The organism is Glutamicibacter ardleyensis, from assembly GCF_014644555.1.
Lineage (GTDB): Bacteria > Actinomycetota > Actinomycetes > Actinomycetales > Micrococcaceae > Glutamicibacter > Glutamicibacter bergerei.
Map to the genome: position 1 here is coordinate 298,224 of NZ_BMKX01000002.1, position 11,145 is coordinate 309,368.

At 55.7% G+C, this 11,145-nt stretch carries 11 protein-coding genes and 1 tRNA gene; 7 read left to right on the forward strand and 5 right to left on the reverse strand.

Annotation, left to right across the window (positions count from 1 at the left end; translation table 11 throughout):
* Window positions 1-92 precede the first annotated feature (92 nt).
* Window positions 93-1,886, reverse strand: a complete 1,794-nt coding sequence (locus IEX04_RS05940) for an ABC-F family ATP-binding cassette domain-containing protein (protein WP_188684429.1) — start codon at window positions 1,884-1,886, stop codon at window positions 93-95.
* Window positions 1,887-2,049: 163 nt separating this feature from the next.
* Between IEX04_RS05940 and IEX04_RS05945 the strand changes: the two genes are divergently transcribed.
* From IEX04_RS05945 to IEX04_RS05955, 3 genes are all read left to right on the forward strand, one after another.
* Window positions 2,050-2,124, forward strand: a tRNA-Gln gene (locus tag IEX04_RS05945).
* 137 nt (window positions 2,125-2,261) lie between these two features.
* A complete protein-coding gene (gene glmU / locus IEX04_RS05950; RefSeq protein WP_096256645.1) occupies window positions 2,262-3,713 on the forward strand; it encodes a bifunctional UDP-N-acetylglucosamine diphosphorylase/glucosamine-1-phosphate N-acetyltransferase GlmU in 1,452 nt (483 codons plus the stop codon).
* A 70-nt stretch (window positions 3,714-3,783) separates the two neighbouring features.
* Complete coding sequence (locus IEX04_RS05955; RefSeq protein WP_096256646.1) at window positions 3,784-4,764, forward strand: ribose-phosphate diphosphokinase; 981 nt, start codon at window positions 3,784-3,786, stop codon at window positions 4,762-4,764.
* A gap of 109 nt (window positions 4,765-4,873) precedes the next feature.
* Here IEX04_RS05955 and IEX04_RS05960 read toward each other — a convergent pair whose 3' ends face one another.
* Window positions 4,874-5,377 (reverse strand): hypothetical protein, encoded by a 504-nt coding sequence (locus IEX04_RS05960; protein WP_188684431.1) that lies wholly within the window; start codon window positions 5,375-5,377, stop codon window positions 4,874-4,876.
* Between the two features lie 40 nt (window positions 5,378-5,417).
* The gene (locus tag IEX04_RS05965; RefSeq protein WP_096256648.1) at window positions 5,418-5,843 is read right to left on the reverse strand and encodes a DUF1801 domain-containing protein; all 426 of its coding nucleotides are present in this window, start codon (window positions 5,841-5,843) and stop codon (window positions 5,418-5,420) included.
* 300 nt (window positions 5,844-6,143) lie between these two features.
* Between IEX04_RS05965 and IEX04_RS05970 the strand changes: the two genes are divergently transcribed.
* The 4 genes from IEX04_RS05970 (at window position 6,144) to sufU (ending at window position 9,007) form a co-directional block, all read left to right on the forward strand.
* On the forward strand, window positions 6,144-6,428 hold the full coding sequence (locus tag IEX04_RS05970; protein ID WP_188684432.1) for a 50S ribosomal protein L25: 285 nt from the start codon (window positions 6,144-6,146) through the stop codon (window positions 6,426-6,428).
* 43 nt (window positions 6,429-6,471) lie between these two features.
* Entirely contained in the window at window positions 6,472-7,053 is a 582-nt protein-coding gene (gene pth, locus IEX04_RS05975; RefSeq protein WP_188684434.1) for an aminoacyl-tRNA hydrolase, read from the forward strand.
* A gap of 199 nt (window positions 7,054-7,252) precedes the next feature.
* Window positions 7,253-8,554, forward strand: coding sequence for a SufS family cysteine desulfurase (locus IEX04_RS05980; protein WP_308422400.1), 1,302 nt, complete (start codon window positions 7,253-7,255; stop codon window positions 8,552-8,554).
* Entirely contained in the window at window positions 8,555-9,007 is a 453-nt protein-coding gene (gene sufU / locus IEX04_RS05985) for a Fe-S cluster assembly sulfur transfer protein SufU (protein ID WP_096256651.1), read from the forward strand. It abuts the gene before it with no gap.
* A gap of 91 nt (window positions 9,008-9,098) precedes the next feature.
* Here the strand turns inward: sufU and nhaA are convergent, their stop codons facing one another.
* Complete coding sequence (nhaA, locus tag IEX04_RS05990; protein ID WP_096256652.1) at window positions 9,099-10,445, reverse strand: Na+/H+ antiporter NhaA; 1,347 nt, start codon at window positions 10,443-10,445, stop codon at window positions 9,099-9,101.
* A gap of 159 nt (window positions 10,446-10,604) precedes the next feature.
* Window positions 10,605-11,099, reverse strand: coding sequence for a DUF2505 domain-containing protein (locus tag IEX04_RS05995; protein ID WP_096256653.1), 495 nt, complete (start codon window positions 11,097-11,099; stop codon window positions 10,605-10,607).
* Window positions 11,100-11,145: the final 46 nt, after the last annotated feature.

Sequence of the window (11,145 nt, forward strand, 5' to 3'; positions counted from 1 at the left end):
GTACTCGTCAATGAAAAAAGTGGTGGTCCAGAAATAACATTCTGGACCACCACTTCATTCGAATTGCCTAGTTATTGCACGACTCGCTCTGGCTAGCTGAGGATTTCGGTGAGCTCCAGCCAGCGTTCTTCGAGTTCATCAATCTGGGATTCAAGGTCGTTGATTCTGGCAGTGAGTTTGCCTAAGGCCTCGTAGTCGCTCTGGTCGTGTGCGGCCATCTTGGTATGGGTCTTCTCAACCTTGTCGCGCAGCTGACCGACCTTGCGCTCGTTAGCGTTCAATTCCTTCTGTGTGGCGCGAAGCTCCGCGGCGCTCAGACCCTTGGTGTTGGCGGAACTGCCGTTGGAGGACGCAGCGGCCGGATTGCCTGACCCCTTGACCCCTTCGGCGCTGCGCAACTTCAAGTACTCATCGACGCCGCCGGGCACATGCCGGAAATTGCCGTCCAGGATCGCGTACTGCTGATCGGTGACACGTTCCAGCAGGTAGCGGTCGTGCGACACGACGATCAGCGTGCCAGGCCAGGAGTCAAGCAGATCTTCCAAAGCAGCGAGCATGTCGGTATCGACGTCGTTCGTTGGCTCATCGAGGATCATGACGTTCGGTTCATTCATCAAGATCATCAGCAACTGCAAGCGGCGGCGCTGGCCACCGGAAAGTTCGTTGATCTTGGTGGACAGGTGCGCGGAGGAGAATCCCAGACGTTCCAGCAGCTGCGCTGGGGTCAGATCCTTGCCGTCCACATTAAAAGTGGTGCGGAATCCAGCCAGGACTTCGCGGACGCGGTCTTCGCCGATCTTCTCCAACTCACGGAACTGCTGATCAAGCACCGCGAGCTTCACCGTCTGGCCGCGCTTGATGGTACCGCCGGTAGGTACTACGGTGCCTGCAATCAACCCCAACAAGGTTGATTTACCAGCACCATTGGCACCGAGCAGTCCGGTACGTTCACCCGGAGCAATACGCCAGGTGAATGGCTTCAAGATGCGCTTGTCGCCGAAGCTGACCTCGGTATCCAGCAAATCCACCACGTCTTTGCCCAAACGGGTGGTGGCCATCTTCTTCAATTCCAACGGGTTACGAACCGGAGGAACGTCGGCAATCAGCTGGTTGGCTGCCTCAATACGGAACTTTGGTTTGGCCGTACGTGCAGGGGCACCACGACGCAGCCAAGCAAGTTCCTTCTTCATCATGTTCTGGCGCTTGCCTTCGGTGACCGCCGCAATGCGGTCACGCTCCACACGCTGTAGTACGTAGGCCGCGTAGCCGCCTTCGAAAGGCTCGACTAAGCGGTCGTGCACCTCCCAGGTATTGGTGCAGACTTCGTCGAGGAACCAACGGTCGTGAGTGACAACCATCAGTCCGCCGGAGCTTTTGGACCAACGATTGTTCAGGTGCGTCGCCAGCCAGGAGATACCTTCGACGTCCAAATGGTTAGTTGGCTCGTCGAGGATGACCACATCCCAGTCTTGAACTAGCAGTGCAGCCAAGGCGACACGGCGTCGCTGTCCACCGGAGAGCGTTGAAATCTGTGCTTCCCAATCCAGGTCTGCAACAAGTCCACCGATGACATCACGAATGCGAGCCTCACCGGCCCATTCATGAGCTTCCATGTCTCCTACCAGTGCGTAATGCACGGTGGAGTCTGAATCGAGGGTGTCACTCTGATCGAGTACCCCGACGGTTACGTCTCCACGTCGGGTCACACGCCCTGAGTGAGGTTCGATTTTGCCCGCGAGCATGCGTAGTAGCGAGGATTTGCCTTCGCCATTGCGTCCCACCAGACCGATACGGTCGCCTTCGGAAATACCGATGGTGACCGAGTCAAATACGACGTGGGTGGGATATTCGAGATGGAGGGCTTCGCCTCCGAGTAAATGAGCCACACCTCTAGTTTACGAAGCGACGCAAATCGAGAACTATTTAGTACCGATCTGAACGCCGCAGAGGAGATTATCTTTTGTTAACGTGTTGTGCGATTTCACTCAGACTCTAGATCGTGGCAGAATAATTAGCGTGCTTAACGGGTGATGCTCGTCAGGTACGTTTTCCGCCCTGGTGTAATGGCAACACGCCAGCCTTTGGAGCTGTGCATTGTAGGTTCGAATCCTACGGGCGGAACCATTTAGCTCTCAGCGCCCCTCGTGGGCGCTTTTCTTTTTGAACGCCAGTTAAGCCGATCTTCCTCATCGCGATAGACTGTCAGCGGGGTTTTATTTTGATGCCAGAAATCTCATACTCGACTTCGCAGGAGAAAGCACTTGAGCGATCAGGTCAACGCACCAGTAGCCGTTATCGTCCTCGCCGCAGGCGCAGGAACCCGGATGAAATCGGCTAAGCCGAAGATCATGCACGAAATTGCAGGTCGTTCAATGATTTCTCACGCATTGCACGCCGCTTCCGCGCTGGAACCGAAGAGCTTGGTCGCCGTGGTGCGTCACCAACGTGACCTCGTTGCAGCTCATATCGTTGAGCAGTTCCCAAGCATCACCATCGCCGATCAGGATGACATTCCTGGCACCGGCCGTGCTGTGCAGCAGGGCCTCGACGCAGTAGATCCAGACCTCGAAGGCACCGTCGTCGTGACCTATGGCGATGTGCCATTGCTCACCAGTGAAGTGCTGGCAGGCCTTGTGGTCACCCACGAAGCGAGCGGTAACGCTGTCACCGTGTTGACCACCGAGCTGGATGACCCATCGGGTTACGGTCGAATCTTGCGTGATGAGAACGGTGAAGTTTCCGGGATCCGCGAGCAGAAGGATGCCAACGAGGCTGAACTTGCGGTCAAGGAAATCAACTCCGGTATTTATGCCTTTGATGCAGCCATGCTGCGTTCGGCGCTGACCGAGGTCACCACCGACAACGCGCAGGGCGAAATGTACCTGACCGATGTACTGGCCATTGCCCGTGCCCGCGGTGGCCGAGTCGCGTCCTCGCAGATTGCCGACCGCTGGCAGATCGAGGGAGCGAACGATCGCGTTCAGGTTTCCAACCTGGCCCGCATCTACAACGAGCGCAAGACCGAATCCTGGATGCGCCAAGGTGTGACCATCATTGACCCGGCGACCACGTGGATCGACGCCACGGTCATCATCGGCCAAGATGTCACTCTGAAGCCAGGTACCCAGCTACACGGCGAAACCATCATCGGCAGCAACGCCGTGGTTGGTCCAGACACCACCTTGACCAACGTGGTGGTTGGCCAGAACGCTACGGTCAAGCGCACCGACGCTACCGACTCGCGGATCTCCGAAGGCGCCAGCGTTGGTCCCTTCGCTTACCTGCGTCCCGGAACCGACTTGGGTCCGGACGGCAAGATTGGCGCTTTCTACGAAACCAAGAACGTGACCATTGGTCGCGGCTCTAAGCTCTCGCACCTGGGTTATGCCGGGGATGCTGAAATCGGTGAGTACACCAATATTGGGTGTGGCAATATCACCGCAAACTACGACGGTGAAAAGAAGCACCGAACCAAGATTGGTTCACATGTACGCACCAGCTCGAACACCGTGTTCATCGCACCGGTGGAACTCGGGGACGGCGCATACACCGGTGCTGGTGCCATCGTCCGTAAAAACGTCCCGGCTGGCGCACTAGCGTTGTCCGTGGCTCCGCAGCGGAACACCGAAGGTTGGACGCTGGAAAAGCGTCCAGGCACCCCTTCGGCCGATGCCGCATTCAAGTCCTCGTTGAATAACTCGGCTTCCGAATAATTCATTCGAGGAATTCATTTCCTCAGACCACCTCATACGTGCTAGCGAAGCGAGCGAGAAAGCAAACCCCATGAGTGAAATCAGCCATAATGTCGATAAAAAGCTGGTCCTGGCCACCGGCCGGGCACACCCGGAACTAGCAGCAGAAGTTGCTAAGGAACTGGACACCGAACTGCTCCCGCTGAACGCCTACGACTTCGCTAACGGCGAGATCTATGTGCGTTCGGACGAGTCGGTACGTGGCAAGGAAGTCTTCTTGTTGCAGTCCTACCCAGCCCCACTAAACAATTGGCTGATGGAACAGCTGATCATGATTGATTCGATGAAGCGTGCCTCGGCGCGTCGTATCACCGTGGTTGCACCGTTCTACCCATACGCTCGTCAGGACAAGAAGGGCCGTGGCCGCGAGCCAATCTCGGCTCGTCTGGTAGCGGACCTGTTCAAGACCGCTGGTGCCGACCGTATTATTTCTTGCGATCTGCACACCGCGCAGATCCAGGGCTTCTTTGATGGTCCGGTGGACCACCTATTCGCCTTCCCACTGTTGGCGGACTACATCCGTGACCGTGTCGGCGATGACCCAATCACCGTGGTCTCACCAGACACCGGTCGTGTGCGTGTGGCTGAGCAGTGGGCCGAACGCCTCGGCGGCGCCCCACTAGCATTCGTGCACAAGTCCCGTGACTTGACCGTGCCTAATATGGCCGAGTCCAAGACCGTAGTAGGCCAGGTTGCCGGCCGTACCGCGGTACTGATCGATGACATGATCGACACCGGTGGAACCATTGCAGGCGCAGTGCGCGTGTTGAAGGAAGCCGGCGCGAAGGATGTCATCATCGCGGCGACTCACGCAGTCTTCTCAGACCCTGCCGCGCAGCGTCTGGCCGAGTGCGGTGCCACCGAAGTTGTGGTCACCAATACCCTGCCAATCCCAGAAGAGAAGCGCTTCGCAAACCTCACGGTTCTTTCGATCGCTCCGATGTTGGCACGCGCCATCTCCGAGGTCTTCCACGAGGGTTCTGTCACGAACCTATTCGACGGTCGCGCCTAGTAGTTCTCGTTTCGCAAGCTAATGGCCGGCACCTTCGGGTGCCGGCCATTGGTCATTTAACGGGATTCTGAAAACACTGATTCCCGGCGGTCATTCCGTGATGATCGGGCTAACTGCCTGCGACAAAAATAAAATGGTCGTCGGCGGAGAAAAGGTGTTCGTCGGTGCATCGGTAACCGCGTAGCCACTGTTGGTCATCGACTGTACGAAGATAAAATCCTTTGGGGAATTCATCGTCGCCTAGTGCCACAGAAGCTACCGTGAGCGAGCTATTCGGAGCTTTCCCAACGTTGAGCACGCTGTGCTTAGACATGGGCTGGTTCGTATAGGCCAGGCGTAAATATGGCCCCGCGGTTACCGGGCACAAACTCAGCTGTTGGCGTTGTGCGGCAGAAAAAACCTCAGACAAGGATGCTCCGTCGTTCAAGCCCAGATCCGCGAGCCTGCGGATGGCAAAGTGCTTCACTATCGGAGCTTGCACGTTATTGAATACCGGATGCTGCACTAACTGGTTGGCAAAGTCGTTAAGCTGAATTCCTCGGTCGCGTAATTTAGATTTCAGTGCGCTCCGGCTCAAACCGCCAATAGCGACCGTATGCAGACTAGCGTTCATCTGATCTCCCCGTTTTGGCTAATGCGCCACCACAAGTAAGTTACTGACCGGCTTCGGTGAGGGCCAAGGCGTAGGAAGCCGCCAGTAGCTCGCGCAGTGCTTCCAGATTAACTTTGGACAAGCGGCCTAGATAAAGGCATGCTTTGCTGGCCTTGTGCGGGCCAAGCGCGCCAAGAAGCTCGGGCCATTTTACCGCGAAATCACTTTGCAGATAAATAGTGTGTTTTGCAGAGCCTGGCGCAAACGCCATCAACGGGGCGTGTCCACTATGTCCGCTGTCGTAACGGTATTCGTAGTCACCGAAGCCGATGATGCGCTCCGCCCAGACGACCGGGGGTAAGCCAGTGATTTCCTGGAAGAGTGCCAGTAGCTGCTCGGCTTCGTCACGACGTGTGCCCGGGGCACGGGAGAGTACCTCGGCAACGGGCATTTCGGACGGTGACATCGCTGGTTGTTTGACGCTCATTTGTACTCCTTTATATCGGATGGCTTGACGCCACCGAAGAATGATCTTTCGTGCCACACTACCGGGCATTGTTGCTAACGCCGCCGGGGTCTTTCAGGGTTGTGGCGTAGGGTACAGATTTTTTACTCTCGCCCGCTTGCTGGTAGAATTTCTACTTGTGCTCAGGCGAGGGAATCATCATTTTTGATGTGACCGTTATCGACAAGGCCGGAAAAGCTCTTTCATCTCCAGATGATGGATGCTTCCCAGGTCCACGCAGGGCGTAAAAAGAAGCATTCAATCACTATAAGGAGATTCATCATGGCATCTGTCAACCTTGACGCCGTAGTTCGTTCCGATTTCGGCAAGGGCGCAGCCCGTCAGGCTCGTCGCGACGGCCTGATCCCAGCAGTAATCTACGGTGCAGGCTCCGAGCCACAGCACATCTTGCTGCCAATCCACGAGACCACCTTGGCTATCCGTGACCGCGGCGTTCAGCTGGTTCTGAACATCGATGGCAAGGAAGTTAAGACCTCCATCAAGGACATCCAGATCCACGCAATCAACCGCACCGTTGATCACATGGACCTACTGATCGCTGCGTAAGTTCGGTCTTCGGAGCGAATACAGCTTTTAGTAGCTAAAACATATGAGTAGTGATACTTGGCTGGTAGCCGGGCTCGGGAATCCTGGGCCCGGCTACGCTGGCAATAGACACAATGTCGGGCAGATGGTGCTCGACGAATTGGCCAAACGCGTCGGGTCGAAATTTAAGACGCATCCATCGCGTGCCCAGATCATTCAGGGACGAATAAACGTTGGTGGACCACGTGTGGTGCTGGCCAAACCTATGACCTACATGAACCTTTCCGGTGGCCCGGTTGCGAATCTTGCAAAATTTTTCGGCATCGGTGTCGAGAATTTGATCGTGGTGCACGATGAAATCGACATTGCTTTTGACACCGTCAAGCTCAAGCGAGGCGGGGGAGAAAGCGGCCACAACGGACTGCGCGATATCTCTAAAGCCATGGGCTCTAAAGACTACTTGCGAGTTCGCGCAGGTGTTGGACGGCCTACCGGTCGTATGGATACTGCCGACTGGGTATTACAAGACTTCTCCAAATTAGAGAAACAAAATTTGCCTTTCCTGATCGATAATTCGGCTGACGCCGTCGAACTGTTGATTTCCTCCGGTTTAGAAACCGCACAGGGCAAATTTCACACTTCGTAAAGTTAACTTAGACACAGCGCCCGTGCACTTCCCCTAGTGGGCAGTGCACCGGGCGCTGTTCTTTTTGGATGAGGCATTGCTTACTAAGGCCTAACTTAGATGAGATTCGGGATCTAGAGTGGAATAATTAGCTAATGTACCCATTGCCTAATCGCTAAATCTGAGCGGGCAAATCATATCCATCACCTCGGAGGACCAAGTGCACACGGTAATCGGTCACCCAGAAGCAACCGAGGCGCTCTCTCTTTCAGAGGTTGAGCGCATCAAAGCAGACTTCGAAATCCTGGAGCACCAAGTCAACGGCACGGATCTCGTATATCTGGATTCTGGAGCGACGAGCCAAAAGCCTCGTTGTGTTTACGAAGCCGAACAGCACTACTACGAGAATGCCAACTCTGCGGTGCATCGTGGGGCTCATAGCCTTGCGGTGGAAGCCACCGATATTTTTGAACAGGCCCGTGAAACGGTAGCGAAGTTCATCGGTGCGCGCAGCAATGAACTGGTGTGGACCTCCAACGCCACCGAAGCGTTAAATCTCATCTCGTACTCCATGTCCAACGCGTCGCTCGGCCGCGGTGGGGACGAAGCGCAACGCTTCCGTTTGGGGGCTGGCGATGAAATTTTAGTCACCGAACTTGAACACCACGCAAACCTCATCCCCTGGCAGGAACTGGCTTTTCGCACCGGAGCAACGCTGCGTTACGTCCCGGTCGATGAACAGGGCGCACTACGCTACGAGATGCTTGATGAACTAATTAACAGCAGGACTAAGTTGGTGGCCTTCACCCACGTATCGAACGTTTTGGGCACCATCACCGATGTAGCACGATTTGTTTCCGCCGCTAAAGCGGTCGGCGCATTGACTGTATTGGACGGGTGCCAGTCGGTCCCGCATATGCCGATCGATGTGAAATCTTTGGACGTAGACTTCATGGCGTTCTCCGGTCACAAGATGCTAGGCCCCACAGGCATCGGCGCCTTGTATGGCCGTGCTGAACTGTTGGACGCTATGCCACCGTTCCTCACCGGTGGTTCGATGATCACCGTCGTTGATATGGAACATGCAGAATTCCTCCCCTCTCCGCAGCGTTTCGAAGCAGGAACCCAGCGTGTGGCACAGGCTCACGGATTGGCTACCGCCGCCAGCTACCTGGATGAGGTCGGCATGGATCGCATTGCCAGCTGGGAAGAACACCTCGGCGCGATGCTCTTTGAAGGACTCTCCAACATCGAGGGGGTCCGCGTTTTTGGACCCTCAGACATTGCACGTATTGGCACGGTGCCTTTTGAAGTGATCGGAGTGCACCCGCATGATGTGGGGCAATACCTGGATTCGCGCGGTATCGCGGTGCGTGTGGGACACCATTGCGCCCAGCCGTTGCACCGAGCCTTAGGCGTTTCGGCTACAACTCGTGCGAGCACCTACCTTTACAACACCGAGCAAGACATTACTGCACTGATCGAGGCAGTTGCCTCCGTGCGTGAATACTTTGGAGTCTAAATGAATGAATTAGATCAGCTGTACCAGCAAGTAATTCTCGATCACGCCAAGAGGCGCATTGGGTCACCTCTGGTGGACCCTGCCGCCGGTGAGCTGCATGGTGAATCGCACCAGCACAACCCAATCTGCGGTGACCAGATTCGAGTCCGGGTGGCAGTCGGCGAAAATGATCATTTCACCGCGATGAGTTGGGAAGGCGACGGCTGTTCGATCTCTATGGCTTCCGCCTCGGTGCTCAGCGAGATGCTTCCGGAACTTACCAAAGACGAGTTTTTGGACAAGCTGGAAGTCTTCCGTGAAATGATGCGTTCGCGTGGGGCCATGGTGCCCGATGAAGAGGTGCTCGAAGACGCTGCGGCCTTTGTGGGGGTCTCTAAATTCCCTGCACGAGTCAAGTGCGCAATGCTCGCTTGGGTTGCGGCAGAGGCCGCTATGCTCGGTGCAAGCGCCTAAACAGGCCAAGACCTAGCAACTTAGTATTTAGAATAAAACGGCTTGGGCCTTCACTTGTGTGAAGGCCCAAGCCGTTTTCGTAGTCAGTGGGTTATTTGTCGTCCGACTGATAAACATCAGGAATGCCGTCTTGGTCATCATCACGCGATTCTCGCGCGGCGATCTCCTTATAGCGGCGGTTACGTGGAACCAACCAGATGGCACCTAGGATCGCGGCTAAAAATGAACCGGCCAAAATCGCGACCTTCGCATGCTCGTAATGCGCCGACTCCAAGCCGAATGATAGCTCGGAGACCAACAACGAGACGGTGAAACCGATACCGGCCAGCAGCGTCACCCCGAAGAGGTCACCCCATCGTGCGTCCTTATCCAACGAAGCCTTAGTGAACTTGGTCAAGAGCCAGGTAGAGCCCATGATGCCTATCGGCTTGCCGAAGATCAGGCCCAAGACAATTCCCCAGAAGACTGGATCTGTTAGTAACCCTCCGCTGCCCTTGTCGGGAGAAATGACGGTGACTCCGGCGGCGAAGAAGGCGAAGATGGGGATACAGAAGCCCGAGGACAATGGTCGGAATCGGTGTTCAAAGCGTTCGGCTAGACCTATTCCTTCGCGACCATCGGTGCGTTTCACCGGCACACAGAAGCCCAAAACTACACCGGCAATTGTTGCGTGAATACCCGAACCAAAGACGAAGATCCAGGTCAAAATGCCCAGCGGCAACAGGATCAGCCATGCGGCCCAGGCTCGCTTTGCGAAGAACTTGCCAAGGTAACGGGCAAGAATCGTGAAGAGAATAATCGGAATGATGGCCAGCCCGAGGTATTCAAATTTCAGGTCATCGGTGAAAACAAAGGCGATAATGACGATCGCGATCAGGTCATCGACCACGGCGAGAGTCAGCAGGAAAATACGCAGGGAGGCTGGTAGCGCCGAACCGATTACCGCGAGGACCGCGACGGCAAAGGCAATATCCGTTGCCGTGGGAATAGCCCAGCCACGAAGTAGCTCGGTGCCTCCGCCGGACCCGGCGGCAATGGCCACGAAGATCAGTGCCGGAACTAAAACACCGCCAAAGGCAGCGGCCACTGGAACGGCAGCGGTTTTGATGTTGTGCAGGTCGCCAATGGCGAATTCTTTCTTCAACTCCAAACCGGTCAGGAAGAAGAACACTGCTAAGAGGGCGTCCGCGGCCCAGTGGCCGATGGAGAGATTCAGATCCACACCGAATAAGGTGGGTCCGAAGTGGAAATCACGCAACGCAAAATAAGAATCTCGCATTGGAGTGTTGGCCCAGATCAGGGCCAGGATTGCACCGGCAATGAGAACCATGCCGCCGACTGTTTCTTTGCGTAGGATATCTCCGATACGCACAGATTCTTTGTAACTTGGGCGCGAAAACAGGTTCTTTGGCGAACCCGAAGATGGCGTTTGAGTCATAGCTAAACTCGCTTACTTCGTTAAATGACAAATTGTTCGCCGACCAGACTTCCCGGCACACCTAAGTTCCACCCTAACGTGAAAAGTGGTTGGAACCACAAATCCCGGGCCAGTGCATCTTCACACTGTCCCGGGAATTTGTGCTGAACTACGGCTTGCTTACTTAGAAAGCCATTCGTTGACCTGTGCGGCCTGCATGTTCAGTGCCTTGCCCAGGTAGGGCTCGGCTGCCGAAGCAATTTTGCCGCCAATGAAGGGAATCGACGAAGAAACTTTCGCATCAATTGCGAAGTTGGTGCTCTCGCCTGCCGCTTTTAAAGATTCAGTTCCGGAAACAGTCACCGGGACACCTGCCACGGTGATCTTCACTGTCGCCGAACGGTTTCCTGCAGCATCCGGTGCGCTCCACTGCTCAACCTGCGTGACGTCGATGGAGGCACCAACAAACTTGCGGGCGAAGTCTGGTACGCGGTCGGTGGGTAGCGCACGGACCGTGGTCAGGGTAAATGCCCCTGCGGTGTCACCGTCCACGGTGAAGCTGCTTAAGCTGCCCTTGGCGAGCGAGGTGAGGTGCTCGGCGAAACCACGGTCGGCTAGGGTCGCAATGACCTGGTCCGCGCGGTGGGCGATCTGCGTGCTTGCGTTCAATGCCATGAATGCGAATCCCAATCTAAAAAGGTTCGGCGGTCGTGCGGAACAT

Bases quoted from the DNA above. Each gene is read 5' to 3' on its own strand.
- IEX04_RS05955 (WP_096256646.1), top strand. From the start codon at position 3,784: ATGAGTGAAATCAGCCATAATGTCGATAAAAAGCTGGTCCTGGCCACC.
- IEX04_RS05960 (WP_188684431.1), bottom strand. From the start codon at position 5,377: ATGAACGCTAGTCTGCATACGGTCGCTATTGGCGGTTTGAGCCGGAGC.
- IEX04_RS05965 (WP_096256648.1), bottom strand. From the start codon at position 5,843: ATGAGCGTCAAACAACCAGCGATGTCACCGTCCGAAATGCCCGTTGCC.
- IEX04_RS05970 (WP_188684432.1), top strand. From the start codon at position 6,144: ATGGCATCTGTCAACCTTGACGCCGTAGTTCGTTCCGATTTCGGCAAG.
- pth (WP_188684434.1), top strand. From the start codon at position 6,472: ATGAGTAGTGATACTTGGCTGGTAGCCGGGCTCGGGAATCCTGGGCCC.
- sufU (WP_096256651.1), top strand. From the start codon at position 8,555: ATGAATGAATTAGATCAGCTGTACCAGCAAGTAATTCTCGATCACGCC.
- nhaA (WP_096256652.1), bottom strand. From the start codon at position 10,445: ATGACTCAAACGCCATCTTCGGGTTCGCCAAAGAACCTGTTTTCGCGC.
- IEX04_RS05995 (WP_096256653.1), bottom strand. From the start codon at position 11,099: ATGGCATTGAACGCAAGCACGCAGATCGCCCACCGCGCGGACCAGGTC.